This is a genomic window from Bacillus sp. LJBS06 (genome assembly GCF_016924995.1).
Lineage (GTDB): Bacteria > Bacillota > Bacilli > Bacillales > Bacillaceae > Bacillus > Bacillus stercoris.
Genome location: NZ_CP070483.1, coordinates 725,564 through 741,209, shown reverse-complemented (window position 1 = coordinate 741,209; position 15,646 = coordinate 725,564). Strand labels below are relative to the sequence as shown.

Genomic DNA, 15,646 nt, shown 5'->3' with positions numbered 1-15,646 from the left:
CTGCCTATATATGTTTGACAAAATATCGTCTCAATCCATAATTCGCTATAACTTGCTGCTGAATTTGAGATGTTCCTTCAATGATCTCCAATACTTTGGCTTCTCTGTACAGGCGGGCTGCTGAATGATCTCTGCTGAAGCCGCTTCCTCCGTGGATTTGCACATTTGAATTGGTAATCTCAACAGCAACCTTTGAAGTGAAATATTTCGCGACAGACGTTTCTGTCACGGCCTCTGGATCTTGTTTCATCCGCATTTCGCCGGCTTTCATGCATAAGGCGCGGGCTGCATGCAGCTGTGTTACGGCATCACCGATCATTCCTTTAATCATTTGATGTTTGTAGAGCTTCTCTCCGAATTGGCTTCTCTTCCGTGAGTATGTGACTAAAGAATCGACGGCTTCCTGTGCAATCGCCAATCCGGCCCATGCCACACTGTATCTGCCATGATCCAAAGCCAAGTTAACGATGTAATTAAAACCGCCCCCGATTGGCCCTAATATTTGGTCATCAGAAACCTCGACGCCGTCAAACTCTATTTCCGCAAGATAAGAAGCTCTATTGGCCATCATGCCTTCCATTTTTTTTACCGTTACTCCGCTCTGGCGGCTGTCTACAATAAAGGCTGTAACCACTTCTCCATCCCGGGCTATAACCAGAAAAAAGTCAGCAATGGCGCCAAAGGAAATCCATTTTTTTCTGCCGTTGATGACATAGCTGCTTCCGTTTTTTGCATACGATGTTTCAATGTGGTTTGCGTCTGAACCAATGTTTGGTTCAGACAATGCAAACGCTCCGATTTTCTCTCCTTTTCCGATAGGGACAAGCCATTCTTCTTTTTGGCGCTCTGTACCGTACCGCAGCAGAGATTCACCGACTAACGAATTTACAGTCAAAAGGGTTCGAATATTACAGCACGCTTTTCCTGCTTGTTCAGTAAACAAACCGTACTCGACAGGGTTCAATCCCAATCCGTGATAAACTTCCGGAATCCCCGCAGCAAAATAAGATTTGCTCCCTAACTCTTTTATTAATTCTGCCGGGATGCATTCCTTCTCATCAAACTCGCCTGCAAAAGGTCTGATTTTTTCATCGCAGTAACCCCGGAAATCTTGAATGATGTCGGCTTTCATCTCAGCTGTTTTCATTAGCAAGCGCTCCGTTCTGTTTCTTTTCAATTAGGCTGACGATTCGGTTTACTGTGCTGAAGTTGGCAATATCTAAATCTTCGTTATCAAGCTGAAACCCAAAGTTTTGCTCAAGAAATGTTACAAGCTTCATCGCAAATAAAGAATTTACAAATCCCATTTCAAAAATGTGATCATCATTGGTTAATTCGATTTCATCGTCAAAGACCACCAAATTTTGTTCAATATATTCTCTAATTTGTTCATGAAGATTCATCTATTTGCTCTCCCCGCTATTTAGATTAATTGCTGCTTCCCGCAACAGGTGATTGGCTGAATTCCGTTTTGACCTCGACATACGCAGGATACGGCTGAATCTGGCTCAGGTCATTTTCAAATAGAATGTAGCCGTCCGGGCCCTTCGTATGTTCTTTGAAATTGGCAAATTTATAGGTGATATACATGACTCTGTTGCGATCTGTTTGTTTAAAATCGGCAAACAGTTTTTTCCCTTTTTGTTTCGCTTCATTTAAAATAGCTGTCAGTAATATGGTACCGACACCGCGGGACATAACCCGGCATGACATTAAAAGAAGATTAATATGCCATTCATCTCCCTTTTCTTCTATTAAAGAGAGTCCGATCTTTCCATAAGAGCCGTACTTGTCCTCAAGTTCGCAGACTAGCAGCATATGAGAGTCTGATTCTCGGAAATAATTTAATTCCTGATAATCGTATGTTTTTCCGCTTGCATTCAGCTGATTTGTACGCACCGTAAGCTCTTCTGCCCGCTGCAAGTCGCTTTCTTGCGCATGGCTGATCGTAAACTTCATATTCAGAGTGGCAAGAAATTGTTCGGACGGTCCTTCAAACTGCTCTTCATCCTCTTTTCTGCGATCATCCTCCAGATACATCTGCCGGCGTCTTTTGGCATCCTCTGTTACGAATGCAGGCTTCAGCAACGGGTCGACGATTAGATCCTTATACCGAACGGCATCCCAGCACGAAATCTCCGGATGGGCATTTTTCACTTCTTCCCTTTCAAACGCTTGGTCGTCAATAAAGAGAAGCGTATCCTTATGAATATTGAGGTTTTTGCTGATTTTTTCCAAAGAGACCGATTTGGCATTCCAGCTGATTTCCGGATATAAAAAGAAATGGTCTATTCCAAATTCCTTTAATTTTTCCATAGCAGCAGCTTCGTCATTTCTGCTGGCGACAGACAGCAATATGCCGCGTTCATCAAGCTCAGTCAGAATCTCTTTGATATGTTCCTTCAGCTTTACATCATCTGATTCAAGCAGAATACCATCCCATAGCGTATGATCTAAATCCCAGACAACACACTTAACTCCCTTTTTCAATGGCCTGCCCCTCCTTTAACTGTATTGAAAGAATCCTTGTCCTGACTTTCTCCCTAACTTTCCTGCGTCTACCATTTTCACGAGCAGCGGACACGGCCTGAACTTTGAATCTTTGTAGCTTTCATATAGAACCAGCAAGGAGTTAAGGATCGTATCGAGACCTATTAAATCCGCAGTCGCGAGCGGACCCATTTTATGCCCGAACCCGCCGCGGAAAATTTTATCCACATTGGCTGGTGTCGCCACTTGATCTTGTACCGTCCAAATGCTTTCATTAATGGTCAGCATTAACACACGATTTGACACAAAGCCAGGCAAATCATGAACGACGACAGGGTTTTTGTCGAAAGATTTCAAAAACTCGACGGTTGCATTGACAGTCTCGTCAGAGGTGGCATCGCCCCGTATCACCTCTACAAGTTCTTTCAGAGGAACAGGATTCATAAAATGTGCTCCGATTACCTTTTCCGGACGTTGCATCAGTGAACCGACCTTCGTAATTGAGATGCAGCTTGTATTGACAAGGTAGACGGCATCCTCTCGGCAGATATCCTTTAACTGTAAATACACTTGTTTTTTGATCTCCCAATCTTCTGTTACGTTTTCAATGATGATATCAGCCGGCTCTACATTGTGCGGCTCAGTTGTGAATTGAATGTTATCAAGCACATCTTCCAATGACATGCTGAATTTTTCTTTCCGCATCAGTTGAACAAGCCTAAATGTCTTTTTAATGTTTTCCTCTGCGGCTTTCAGTTTTTCATCACTGATATCCAGCAAAATCACTTGATACCCATTCGCAGATAAATCAAGAGCCATATCGGCCCCCATGACGCCTCCTCCGATAACACCGGCAGTTCTGAAATCCATTTCATACCACTCCTGTCTGATTCAAAATATGATTGATTTTAGCTGTCACTTCTTCTGTCTTCTGATTAATGAAAAAATGATCTCCTTCAAATTCGTAAAATCTGCATGTCTGATCGGTGTACTGACTCCAATCAGATAAATCAAACAGCACTGACGGCAGATCACGTTTGCCGTAAAAAACTGAAATATCGCAGGATAATGGAGCAACTGCTGTATTCCTGTATGTTTCCAGCAACTCAAAGTCAGCTCTTAAAATAGGAAGGAAAAAGTCAAGCACCTGCTCATTTTTGCTGAATTCTTCCGGTACACCCCCCATCTCAATAATCGCTTGTTTTAAAGCGGAATTTGAAAGCTGATGAAGCACTTTCTTTTCCGGGATATGAGGCGGGAAACGCCCGGAAAAAAACATATGGATCGGCTGTTTATTTTCCATGGTTAATTTCCTTTGCAATTCGTATGCAAGCAGCGATCCCATGCTGTGCCCAAAAATGGCATAATCCGAATCACCCAAATGAGATTTTGCTTGCATAAACAGATCTTCCGTCACGGATTCTGCACGATTGAGCAATGGCTCAGACATTCTCGTTCCATGTCCCGGAAGCTCTAGGGCCACCAGTTCAACTGACGCATCAAGAAACCTTTTCCATCCGCTGAAGATGGTGCTCGAACCCCCGGCATACGGCAGACAGAATAATTTGATCATTTGACCCTCTCCTCTTTTCCTATATCCTTCAGGCATTCAATATGGGCTGCTTCAAGCTCCAGCACTTTTTTCAGTGAATCTTTGATCCGATCTTCATAACCAGAAGAAGATCCCCCCGAAAAATAAAGCTTAGCCGCAAGATGCCGCGCTGCTTCCCACTCATCAATAATGTCAGATGTCACAGCGGCAAGCTGTTGAAAATCCGGAAGAAATGCGAGGCGGTATTGCTCTGTTTTTTTCACATTTAAAATCCCATTAAATGAATGAAGGAGCTTTTCGCTGTCTCTTATGCTGTGAAATTGCTCAGTAAACCGGCTGAAGGACGCCAAACCGGATAACATCCGATCTACATGCCCGGTGATGTTATGAGCAAAGAAGGCAGCCGCATCCTTGAAAATGCTTTGCCCTGAGAGGTCCCTGCCCGGATCATAAGAAAAGGAGGCATATGAATGAAAAGCGGCAGGAGGCTGAAAATAACTGTGAAAGCCTTGATAGGCTTTGGCCAAATGCTGATATGAAATATTTCTGGCTTCATATGACAAGTTATCGGGATAACGGTTTTCAATGGCAAGAACAGACTGATCTACATCATGAAAGCCATAAATCAGTATGCTGTTCCGGTTATGCTTAGACATATATTCCTGTCTATAAGGCTGCGCATATGTATCCAACCAAATGATGACGGGTTTATGTTTAAGAACATCGCGTTTCACATCAGCTATGAGACTGCTGCTGACCGATTGCTTATCCGCGATGATTCCCTGCTGATTCATGACATACTCAGGATCATAAACTTCTGTCCGATCAACCATTGGATAACCGTCTTCATCCAATTGATACGAATACATGTCATTTAAAAGATAAGGATAGATTTCTTGCTGAAACGAGCGAACTACGGAAAAATAACAGTTAAAAAAACAGCTGCGATAAAATAGGTCGTTAAACGGCTGAATACCAAGGATGGATGTTTCACATTTCATGCGTCTCACTCCTTCTTGCGGCACGGTGATTGAAAAAACAAGCAGTTAAACCGAATAGACAGGAGGCAAGGAGCAGCAAACCATAAACCGCCGCCAAATAACGAAGAGATCCGGGCCCCCAAATAAATATCATGCTCCAAGGCAAGCCATTAAAGGCAAAGACTGAAATAAGCTTCGGCACCACTATTCCGGCTGCCAGCAACCCTCCCCAAAGCAGCGCCTTTATTCTTGTTCGCTGCTGAACGGGAACATTTTTCGATTTAACGTTTTTTAGAAAAATATAAACCCTCCACACCAGAACAATAAGCAATAAACTGAATAAAACCAGCAAGGCAGCTGCAGCTCTATCAATGACCTGAAACGGATCAGTGACAGAACCGTCCTGCTTTTGGTTTTGATCGGCAATCACTTGTAAAACAGAACGGGCAATTTTCTCAGGGTACGCGCTGTTCATATTGGCCAAAACCCCTACAGCCGCATTATCATCAGGGCTGATGATAATAAACGAAGAAAAGTTCGGGTTGGAGCCGGCATGGAACAATTCTTTGACTCTGCCCTTTTTTTCAAAAATTGACCATCCCGCACCGTAATACACGCCTGGCTCGTCCGTTTTTACGCTTTTATCAGGCAGGTGGCTTTGCTCAATCAAACGGCTTATATCACCGTCACTGTGATTCAGCTGAGATCGAAGCCATTTGGATACATCCTCTGCGTTCGTGATAATATATCCGGCAGGCGTGTTTCCCCGATACTCAGGCGCGTCATAGGCTCTCGCCTTTAAAAATCCAATTTTAAAACCTGATGATACATCACCGTCATCACCAGCGTGCCGCCCAGCATACGTGTTTGACATATCTAACTGCTTAAAAACGTGCTCAGCCATATATTGCTCGTACGGCTGGCCTGATGCCTGTTCAATGATATATCCCAGTACATCATAATTGATTGTGGCATATTCAAATGTGCTTCCCGGCTTATGACTAAGTTCAACTCCCTTTAGCCCCTTCGCCGTTTTTTCCAAAGCATCTTCCTTAGAATCAATCTTGATATCCGCTATTGATAAAAATGGAATTCCGCTTGTATGATGCAGCAGCTGATGAACTGTGATATCTGTTTTCTTTCCGTTGTAAACTGCATAGAATCCGCTGATATACCGGCTGACAGGGTCATTTAGACTGATTGCCCCCGAATGGACAAGCTTAAGTACCCCCAGTGCAGTAAATGCTTTAGAGGTTGAGCCCAACTCAAACAATGTCGAGGCGGTTACAGGGCGGCTATGCCTGTCGCCGGCATAACCAAACCCCTTTTCGTAAACCGCAGCATTTCCTTTTACCACTGTCACTGAGATCCCCGGTATTCCGCTTTCCTTCATTTGCTTTTCGATCAGAGCGTCAATGCGCTTATCAACTGACGTCTGAGCGCTTGCGTGTCCGCCGCTCCAGATTTGAACCGACAAGATACAAAGACAGAAAACCAGCCATACGTTTCTCATCATTTGAACAAGGAATCCAATTCTTCAATAGATAATGAGGCGGTTTCGAAATCTGATGGCGTATATTCGACAGACTCTTGTTTACAGCAATGTTCAGTCAGCTCTTCCAGCTGTACAGAAAATTCATCTAAAAGCTGTTCCATATCCTCTGTCTGATAAAGATTGCTGCAGATTAAATCCAACGTTAGCTGTCCGCCATAGATTCCCGCTGTCAAATCAAGACTGACCGTCAGATCATTTTCAGGCGATGACTCAGCGCCTGAATTTAAATAAGTCATGCGGTATTCTGATTTATCTGCTAAAAAACGGTCAACTTCTCCTAGATAATTAAAGCGCAGCTCAGGCTTCTTGTGATCCGGCATTCGTTTATTCAAATAGGTGAGAGCGCCGTAGCCAATCCCCTTATTGGGGATATTGCGCAGGTTTTCTTTCACTGAACGGATTTGCGCTGGCAGATCAGCCTCTGCCTGAAATACTGCGGGATACATTGCTGTAAACCACCCGAACGTCCTTGAAAAATCTAAGTCTTCCTTTAATGGCTCTCTTCCATGACCTTCTAACTCCAATGAAATAACCTCTTTGCCTGTGCAATGATGGCAAGCCCGGATTAACGCAGTGATAATCAAATCATTTGTTTGGGTTTGATACGCCTCATTTGCTTCACTGAACAGTTTTTGGGTCATCTGGCTTGTCAAAACCCGTTTCAGTTTTATGCTATTTTCAACTTTGGAATTTTCCGAACAAATCCCATAGAGCGGCTCAATTTTTTTCACTTTTTCATTCCAATAGCTGCATTCTTCCTCCGCTTCACGTGAATAAGCGTATTCATGGATCGAATGTGAAAATTCCTGATAAGAGTGTGTCTTTAAAGGGAGTTTCTGCTCTTCCTTCTTATCTAATGAATCTAAAAGAGCAAGAAAATCATCAATCAGAATTTGCCATGATACACCGTCCGCGATTAAGTGGTGGGCTGTGAATAACAAATGCATTTTTTCGTTTGCTTTGATCATGCTGGTTTTAAAAAGCACTCCATTGTATAAGTCCGTGCTTTTTCTCATTTCCTGCCCGATTACTGCTATTTGTTTGGTTTGCTCTTCCTCGGAAAAAGTAGACAGATCCCAGTATTCAATATAAGGTTCGATATCTGTATTGTGATAGACCAAGGCATTCGTCTCTTTTTCTACATTCATTCGCAAGCTGTCATGATGATTGATTAAAAGAGACAGAACCGTCTTAACGTCTTCAAGGTGAATCTCTTTTTCAGCAGTTAGCATTACCGATTGATGCCAGAAATGAGCGCACTTTAAATCCAAAGACCAGAACCATTGGGTAATCGGCGTGCCCATCACTCTGCCTTCAGCCTTCTGTTGAGAAATTGCAGGCGATTGTTTGCTGGTCACAGCACTGACAAGTTCTCTAAATACGGGATATGTCATAATATCCTGAGTCTTGATAAAAAGACCTTTTTCTTTCATTTTCGAAACGAATTGAATGGCTTTGATAGAATCTCCGCCAAGCTGATAAAAATGGTCCTCTGGGCAAATGTCTGTCTGGCCGAGAATCTCCTTCGCGGTTTCCAAAAGAATCGCCTCAGCTTCTTTCTGCTCTTCATTTAACAATCCGTAATCTGTCTGCTCTTGATAAAGTAAAGGATCAGGGAGCGCTTCTTTGTCTGTTTTTCCATTTTGCGTAAGCGGAATATGATCCATCTTGATAAAGTAGGCCGGGACCATAAAAACGGGCAGTTTGCCAGAAAGCTGTTTCCTAAGCTCCAGCACTGGCACAGGTGCAGAGCTCACTACATATGCCGCCAATTGCTTCCCGCCCTGTGAATCATCAAAATCAATGACAACCGCTTCTTCTATTTCCGCTAGAGAAAGCAAGGCTAATTCAATTTCTCCCAGTTCTATACGGTAGCCTCTTAATTTGATTTGATGGTCTTTACGCCCTGCATATTCAAGCAATCCACTATTCGTTCTTTTCGCCAGATCTCCTGTCTTATACATTTTTCTGCCCTTTATGAAAGGGTTATCCAGAAAACGCTCGGTTTGCAAATCCGGACGCTTCCAATATCCTCTGGCGACATTATCGCCTGATATATACATTTCGCCTTGAGTTCCCGGCAATACCGGCTGCAGCTGTTCATCTAATAAATAAATTTCTGTATTCTGCAGCGGAACCCCAATTGGAACCGAGGCTTGCTGATCCTGTTCTCGGTCATACTTGTGGATCATACACCCAACGGTCGCTTCTGTCGGCCCGTATTCATTAAAGATCTCGATGCGGCGATCTGATGCTTCTGTTATTTGGCGTGCTAAAGAAACAGACAGCTGCTCACCGCCAACAATCATTCTTTTAATAGAGGAATCTTTTAAGTTTGCATCTTTCAGCAACGCTAAATGCGCTGGTGTCAGCTTGATGACAGCTGTTTTCTTTTCTTTTACGATTTGATGAAGGATAAATTCCGGGATATCTTCTTGTCTGTAAATGACAATCTTATTTCCTGTCACTAATGGGGTGTAAATGGATGTAACGGTTAAATCGAAAGCTATGGATGAGTACAGCGCAAAGCTGTCCTCTTGGGAAGAAGTATAATTCTGAGAGGCTGATGTTATGTAGTTCACAAGGCTTTGATGTTCGATCATCACGCCTTTCGGCTGCCCTGTTGATCCAGAAGTGTAAATCATGTATGCGATGTCGGAAGGATCGTTCCTGATGTCTAACTGTCCCGTATCTAAATCGTTAAACATTGTGCAGTCAATACTGATTTTTTTTACGTGCCTTGGCAAACGGCAGTCTATTTTAAAAAGAGGGTCTGTAATCAAAAACGCCGCTTCACTATTTTCTAAAATATACTTGATTCGTTCCGCGGGATATTCGGGGTCGATCGGCACATAAGCGCCGCCTGCTTTTAAAATGCCCAGTAAAACAGCAATCAACTCCGGTGAGTGTTTCATGCTCACGGCAACAAAATCACCGCGGCTTATTCCTTTATGTATTAGGCAGCGGGCAAGTTGGTTGGAGCGTTCATCCAGTTCCTGATAAGTAACATGTATGCCCCCATCCTCTATCGCTGTCCGAAACGGATGCTGTGAGGCTGTTGCTTGAATTAATTGATTGATTGTCTGTTCTTTCGAATAGTCGGCCTGCGTCTGATTCCACTTAAATATCTCGTCCCTTTTTTCTTGTTCAGTTAATATAGACAAATGTCTGAATTGAATATCTGGGTCCTCGATAAGCAATAAAATCAGGCGGAGTAAACGGTCTTTCAATTGCTGAATTTGCGTTTCGCTGTAATCCGCTACCTTGTAGTCGAACTGCAATTCGATTGCCCCGCCTTCGTCCCATTCTTTAACTGCAATTTGAAGGGAATAAGGCTGTGATCCGTTATATAATTCATCATATTCGACATGGCATCCATCTATATCAGAAGCAAGGTCGGTGTTGTATGAATTGATATACATTTGGAAGAGCTGGTCATATCCCTGTTTTGCCAGCTGTAATTCCTTTATCAGTTCGTCATAGGGGTACCGTTGGTGGAGAAAGTATTTCATATAGTCTGAATTGACTTCTTGTAAAAAATCTGAGAAACGCTGGTCAAGGTCTGTTTTCTTTCTGAACGGCATCGTACTGACAGTCATCCCCGCCGTGCTTTTTTCCTTCTTTCCAGACCTGTTTAGCACCGGCGTGCCGATTATCAAATCAGTCTCTCCCGTTGCTTTGCTTACATACCAAAACAGCGATGCGGTAAACAATGCGTTTAACGAGGAGCCTTGCTTTTGAATAAATTCATAAACAGCAGCAGAATGTTCTTTGTCTAGTTTAAATCGTTTGCGTTTACCAGCAATGTTCGCTGAACTTTTTGACAAGAAGCTGTCCGGCAAATGAGAAAATTCTTCTTTCCAAAATGCGGCATCTTTTTGATATCGTGGCGAAGAAAGGTATTTTTTCTCTTTTTCTATGAGAATTGAATAGTCATCAGCGGCTTTTTCAGGCAGTGCTCCTTTTGCCAGAAGCATGTACAGATCCTTAATCTTATCAATGATGATTTTCATTGACCAGCCGTCAGCAACAATGTGATGGCATTTTATTAAATACCCGCATGTTGCTTCATCTGTTTGAAAAACATAAAATTGAACAAGCGCGCCATCAAACAAAGAGAAAGGGATTTTAAATTCCCGTTCGGCCCAATCTAGCATTCTTTCATATGGATGGTCGGTTGAAGTAAAATCGACTGATGGCACATGGGCCTGCACTTTTTCGTCTATGTATTGAAGAACTGATCCTTCCTGCTTTACGAGCCGTATTCTGAGGGACTCTGTCTGTCTGATGCAATGCTGAATGGCTTTTTTTAATGTCTCAAGATGAAGTTTTCCATTGATTTGGATAAGGCCGCCAATATGATTAATAGCTGTTTCGGGGTATAAATTTTCGATATTTAAAACTCTTTTTTGATGATGAGAAAGAGGAAATAAATTCAAGTTACCACTCAACATTTCCACCTCTTTACAAATAGTATTTTACATCACCAATTTAATCACATAACAAATAATTTGTAAATATTTATAAAACATTGTCTATATTTGTTCATTTTTTAGTTTTAAAGATAAAAGCGCTGAAACAGTAAAAATAATAAAATTTAAGAAAAATACATATTGGACACCCAGCCAATCAGTAAGACTGCTCATAATTAAGATCGATGCACCGTATACAAATGTACTTATTGTATGCTGAGCCGACAGTATTTTCGGAAGCAAAGTTTCATTTATGCTCTCCTGCACATAGGTTCTGATCGCAATTCCCCGGAGCTGAAATGAAGGTCCTAAAATAAAAACAAAAAGCAGCGATGCCAACGCATACTTATTAAGCGCAAGGCATAGTGTGCAAGCGCCGATGGCAAGTGATGTCCATAAAATCATCGAGAACAGTTTTCCATTCATTATTTTTGAAAGTTTCCAAACGATTAAACCGCCTGTAATGGTGCCGGCGAAATAGCTTGCGTTAATAAACCCCCACCATGTTTCGCTTTTATGCAGCACTTCATCGACATAAACAAGGATAATGGCTCCTGTCCAAATACTTCTGCCGAACATGGATAAAAGCTCAAGAACAGTCAGCATTCTGATAACAGGCATGCGATAAATCGCTTTCCACCCAGAAGAAATTTTATCCATAAAGGACTCGGTTTCTTCCTTTTCTGCATCTCCTTTTCCCGCATCCTTGACAAAAAATAAAGAGACTGTAGAGGTGCCATAAAGGGCAAAAGTCAACAATAGCAGCAATTGCGGCCCGAGCCATTTGATCAAAATACCGCCGAGCATCCATCCAAGCAGGAGCACGATTTGGTCAGAGGTCAGCACCAAGCTGTTTGCTTTCAACAACATGGATTTTGGAACAAAGCGGGGAATCATTGAATTTCTGACTGGAATCGTTCCTCCGTCTAACAGCGACATTAAAAATACGATAAAGAAAAAAATAAAAATAGATTTAAAATCTATCATAAATATAAGAAGCAACAAAGATAACAGAATGGTTTGCGTTAACTGTAAAAAAATCAAAATGTGCTTTAGTCTGTATTTATGAATGAAAACAGGTATAAATACTGCGCTTAATGACTGACCCACGAACTGCATCATGGCTACCAGCGATGCCAAGAAGGCCGAGTCTGTGACTTGATACGTAAATAGAGTCAGAACCAGCACGTATAAAGAATCTCCTAAATTGGCAATTGACTGGCCCGCCCATATAAAATAAAAGGATTTATTTTTCATAATTTCAACCCTTTTCTATTTTTAGAACATCATAACATAAATAAACACCCTCTCCAATGCTACTTAGCCTTCAAAAAAAACGCAAAAAACCCCTGCGCCGCAGCGGCACAAGGGGTCATCCAATATTAGTCATAAATGTGAACAGTCGGCTCTTTATCTCCGGCATTGCGGATAATGACCGCTTCTTGTCCGTCTGAGGACGTGATATTGACTTCGACATCAATTGAGCCTTTAGAGTAGTAGTCCATCACTTCACCCGTTAGGAACTGGGTAAACGCGACAACTTCACTTTTTCCGTAGAATTGCATTGGTATGTCAATCTTTATTTTCTTCATTTCATCATTATCATACAGCGCTGTACCGACAACGCCTGTATAGTTCGGGAAATATTCTTCAATTGAATTTTTGAACCGCTTAAAGACCTCGGTGTCATCCGGGTACTTTTCTGCTGTGGTTGTATCCGCTGGATAGAATACGTATTTTTCATTGATGTCATCCCAATTTGAGATATCAGTAGAGCCTGCTTTGACCTCTGTTTTGGCGATGAAGTTCCCCGGCACAATCGATGTTTTCGACGCCTGCTTGTAGAGTGCGACTGTAATTGGCACATTCTTCAAGTTATCTTTTTTACGGAGGCGGTTAATAACCTCCTGTGCGATTTTTTCTCCCTGCTGGCGGAGCGTGCTGTCCTTAATCTCCACTTCTTTTTGCGGGTCGCCCGTTTTTTCACGATAGTAATACACTGAGTTTAACGCCAGTCCGATCATGACGCCGCCAAGCTGGATAGAATTCTTGTCTTTTCTGACTAAATAATCGTGCTCAAGCATGGATGCTAAATAAATCGGGCTGCTTTCGTTCTTTTCTTCTGTTGAACCAGAACTCGGGAGCGCAGGGTTCAAGCCTTCATTTTTGAAGTTCTTATCTTCTTTTTCGGCTTTTTTCAAATCAGAGCCCGTTTTTTTCCGGGCCAGCCAGCTTAATACTGTATCCTCATCTAAATATTGTCCTTCTTGGAACAGATAATCGTCAGTCGAGAAAGAATCTTGGGCAAGACGCATCAGCCCTGTTTCAAACTCGTCAATGTCCAGTCTCGTGTTCAGCTGTTCCGTTGTTAAGCCGCGCGCTTTGCCTGCCTTAAACGGCAGCACCATTTTGTAATAGGAGTCAGAGATATTATATTTCGGGACAATCGCTTTTTCTGACGATTTCGCCGTCTTTTGCGTAATCTCTTCCTCCTTCTCCCCCCCAAAACCTGACGAGCAGGCAGACAGCATTAATACTGCCGCCGTTGCCGCCAATGCCAACGTCTTTTTCAATAGAAAACACTCCTCTTATTTCTTTAGCTCTTCCATTAACTGTTCTTCATTCCACACTTCAATGTTCAGCTCTTGTGCTTTTGTCAGCTTGCTTCCCGCCGCTTCTCCGGCGATGACCAAGTCTGTGTTTTTGCTGACGCTTCCCGTCATTTTTCCGCCCAGCGCTTCGATTTGCGCTTTGGCTTCGTTTCTTGACAGCTCTTCCAGCTTTCCTGTCAGAACAATTGTTTTACCGGCAAAGTAAGAATCACTGTCCTCTGCCTTTACTTTTTTCGGGCCTTTGTAGAGCGTGTTTACGCCCAGCTCCTGAAGTTCATTCAAGAGTTCAAGCATTTCTTCTTTATGAAAATAGGTGATGACCGCGTCAGCCATTTTCTCACCGATTTCATCAACCGCGAGAAGTTCGTCTTTAGAGGCTTTTTTCAGGTTCTCCAAGCTTTCAAACTGCATGGCGAGCGTCTTTGCAGCCTTTGATCCGATAAAGCGGATGCCAAGCCCAAACAGCAGGCGCTCTAACGAATTTTCTTTTGATTTTTGGATGGAGCTGATCAGGTTTTCAGTGGACTTTTCACCCATGCGTTCGAGCTGGATGACTTGTTCCTTCGTCAGCTTATATAAATCTGCCACATTGCGGACAAGGTTTTCCTTAAACAGCTGTGTGATCACTCGTTCGCCGAGCCCGTCAATGTTCATGGCATTGCGGGAAACGAAATGGATCAGCCCTTCCCGGATTTGCGCCGGACATTCAGGGTTAATGCAGCGAAGCGCCACTTCTCCTTCGATCCGGACGAGCTCACTGCCGCATTCAGGACATTCCGTCGGCATGCTGAATTCCTTTTCTTCTCCTGTGCGCTGTTCAACGAGGACGTTCACGACTTCCGGAATGATATCGCCCGCTTTTTTGATGACGACCTTATCCAAAATCCGAATGTCCTTCTCTTTAATTAAATCTTCGTTATGAAGGGATGCTCTTGAGACCGTTGTGCCGGCAACTTTTACCGGCTCAAGAATCGCGGTCGGCGTGATCACACCCGTTCTGCCGACATTTAATTCGATATCGAGAAGCTTCGTCACGACCTCTTCAGCAGGAAACTTATACGCGATGGCCCAGCGCGGGCTTTTCGCCGTAAAACCGAGCTCCTCCTGCTGATCGAGAGAATCGACTTTAATGACAATGCCGTCTATTTCGTACGGCAGGTCAGCGCGCTTCGCCTGAAGCTCATCGATCAGCGTAATGACTTCTTCTATGTCGCCGCATTTTTTTCGTTCCTGATTCGTTTTAAATCCGAGTTCGTCGAGAAAATCAAGCCCTTGGCTTTGCGTCTCCACACCCATCTCGTCAAGCTCCGCTATACTGTAGACGAAGATATCGAGGTTTCGTTTCGCTGCAATTTTCGGATCAAGCTGTCTAAGTGATCCTGCCGCGGCATTTCGCGGATTAGCGAACGGTTCTTCTTCATTTTTAATTCGTTCCTCATTGAGTGCTTCAAACGAACGCTTCGGCATATACGCCTCGCCGCGCACTTCGATCGACAGCTCACGGTTCATTTTGAGGGGGATATTGCGAATCGTCTTCAGATTCTCCGTAATGTCCTCTCCCGTCGTTCCGTCACCTCGGGTGGCTCCTCTGACAAAATAGCCGTCTTCATAACGGAGAGAAACAGCAAGACCGTCTATTTTCAGCTCCACATTATACGCCACATCGTCACCGACGGCTTGGCGCACACGGCGGTCGAAATCACGGAGATCATCGGCATTAAAGGCGTTGCCCAGACTGAGCATTGGTGTGCCGTGGGTGACCTTTTGAAACGCTTCAAGCACGGCTCCGCCGACGCGCTGCGTAGGAGAGTCAGGCGTTCTGAGGTCTGGATGCTCCTCCTCGATCGCAATCAGCTCCTGCATCAATCTGTCGTATTCGGCATCAGGGACGCTCGGTTCATCTAGGGTGTAATATTCATAGCTATACTTGTTGATGGTGCGGCGCAGTTCGTCTGCCCGCTGCTTGGCTGTTTCTTTGTCCATCT

The 15,646-nt window shown here is 43.4% G+C and carries 11 protein-coding genes; all 11 read right to left on the bottom strand.

What is annotated here, in order from left to right; all coding sequences use genetic code 11:
* Window positions 1-4: 4 nt before the first annotated feature.
* The 11 genes from JQX68_RS03775 to ligA all read right to left on the bottom strand — a co-directional run bounded on the left by JQX68_RS03775 (window position 5) and on the right by ligA (window position 15,644).
* A complete protein-coding gene (locus JQX68_RS03775; RefSeq protein WP_014663085.1) occupies window positions 5-1,147 on the bottom strand; it encodes an acyl-CoA dehydrogenase family protein in 1,143 nt (380 codons plus the stop codon).
* The gene (locus tag JQX68_RS03770; RefSeq protein WP_003240117.1) at window positions 1,134-1,403 is read right to left on the bottom strand and encodes an acyl carrier protein; all 270 of its coding nucleotides are present in this window, start codon (window positions 1,401-1,403) and stop codon (window positions 1,134-1,136) included. Before JQX68_RS03770 ends, JQX68_RS03775 begins: the two co-directional genes overlap by 14 nt.
* A gap of 25 nt (window positions 1,404-1,428) precedes the next feature.
* Window positions 1,429-2,490 carry an HAD-IIIC family phosphatase gene (locus tag JQX68_RS03765; RefSeq protein ID WP_014663084.1) on the bottom strand — a complete coding sequence of 354 codons (1,062 nt, stop codon included), beginning with the start codon at window positions 2,488-2,490 and terminating at the stop codon, window positions 1,429-1,431.
* A gap of 15 nt (window positions 2,491-2,505) precedes the next feature.
* Window positions 2,506-3,360, bottom strand: coding sequence for a 3-hydroxyacyl-CoA dehydrogenase family protein (locus JQX68_RS03760; protein ID WP_069149104.1), 855 nt, complete (start codon window positions 3,358-3,360; stop codon window positions 2,506-2,508).
* 1 nt (window position 3,361) lies between these two features.
* Window positions 3,362-4,063 carry a thioesterase II family protein gene (locus tag JQX68_RS03755; protein WP_014663082.1) on the bottom strand — a complete coding sequence of 234 codons (702 nt, stop codon included), beginning with the start codon at window positions 4,061-4,063 and terminating at the stop codon, window positions 3,362-3,364.
* Window positions 4,060-5,043 (bottom strand): cysteine peptidase family C39 domain-containing protein, encoded by a 984-nt coding sequence (locus JQX68_RS03750; protein ID WP_014663081.1) that lies wholly within the window; start codon window positions 5,041-5,043, stop codon window positions 4,060-4,062. Before JQX68_RS03750 ends, JQX68_RS03755 begins: the two co-directional genes overlap by 4 nt.
* A complete protein-coding gene (locus JQX68_RS03745) occupies window positions 5,033-6,538 on the bottom strand; it encodes a serine hydrolase domain-containing protein (protein ID WP_040083944.1) in 1,506 nt (501 codons plus the stop codon). The genes JQX68_RS03750 and JQX68_RS03745 overlap by 11 nt, the downstream gene beginning before the upstream one ends.
* On the bottom strand, window positions 6,535-11,031 hold the full coding sequence (locus JQX68_RS03740; RefSeq protein WP_147772999.1) for a non-ribosomal peptide synthetase: 4,497 nt from the start codon (window positions 11,029-11,031) through the stop codon (window positions 6,535-6,537). Before JQX68_RS03740 ends, JQX68_RS03745 begins: the two co-directional genes overlap by 4 nt.
* An 81-nt stretch (window positions 11,032-11,112) precedes the next feature.
* Complete coding sequence (locus JQX68_RS03735; RefSeq protein ID WP_014663078.1) at window positions 11,113-12,306, bottom strand: MFS transporter; 1,194 nt, start codon at window positions 12,304-12,306, stop codon at window positions 11,113-11,115.
* Window positions 12,307-12,431: 125 nt separating this feature from the next.
* The gene (locus JQX68_RS03730; RefSeq protein WP_014663077.1) at window positions 12,432-13,622 is read right to left on the bottom strand and encodes a CamS family sex pheromone protein; all 1,191 of its coding nucleotides are present in this window, start codon (window positions 13,620-13,622) and stop codon (window positions 12,432-12,434) included.
* A 15-nt stretch (window positions 13,623-13,637) separates the two neighbouring features.
* Window positions 13,638-15,644 (bottom strand): NAD-dependent DNA ligase LigA, encoded by a 2,007-nt coding sequence (ligA, locus tag JQX68_RS03725; RefSeq protein ID WP_147772998.1) that lies wholly within the window; start codon window positions 15,642-15,644, stop codon window positions 13,638-13,640.
* Window positions 15,645-15,646: the final 2 nt, after the last annotated feature.

Coding starts and splice junctions, on each gene's coding strand:
- JQX68_RS03775 (WP_014663085.1), bottom strand. CDS start 1,147: ATGAAAACAGCTGAGATGAAAGCCGACATCATTCAAGATTTCCGGGGT.
- JQX68_RS03750 (WP_014663081.1), bottom strand. CDS start 5,043: ATGAAATGTGAAACATCCATCCTTGGTATTCAGCCGTTTAACGACCTA.
- ligA (WP_147772998.1), bottom strand. CDS start 15,644: ATGGACAAAGAAACAGCCAAGCAGCGGGCAGACGAACTGCGCCGCACC.
- JQX68_RS03740 (WP_147772999.1), bottom strand. CDS start 11,031: ATGTTGAGTGGTAACTTGAATTTATTTCCTCTTTCTCATCATCAAAAA.
- JQX68_RS03770 (WP_003240117.1), bottom strand. CDS start 1,403: ATGAATCTTCATGAACAAATTAGAGAATATATTGAACAAAATTTGGTG.
- JQX68_RS03755 (WP_014663082.1), bottom strand. CDS start 4,063: ATGATCAAATTATTCTGTCTGCCGTATGCCGGGGGTTCGAGCACCATC.
- JQX68_RS03735 (WP_014663078.1), bottom strand. CDS start 12,306: ATGAAAAATAAATCCTTTTATTTTATATGGGCGGGCCAGTCAATTGCC.
- JQX68_RS03760 (WP_069149104.1), bottom strand. CDS start 3,360: ATGGATTTCAGAACTGCCGGTGTTATCGGAGGAGGCGTCATGGGGGCC.
- JQX68_RS03745 (WP_040083944.1), bottom strand. CDS start 6,538: ATGATGAGAAACGTATGGCTGGTTTTCTGTCTTTGTATCTTGTCGGTT.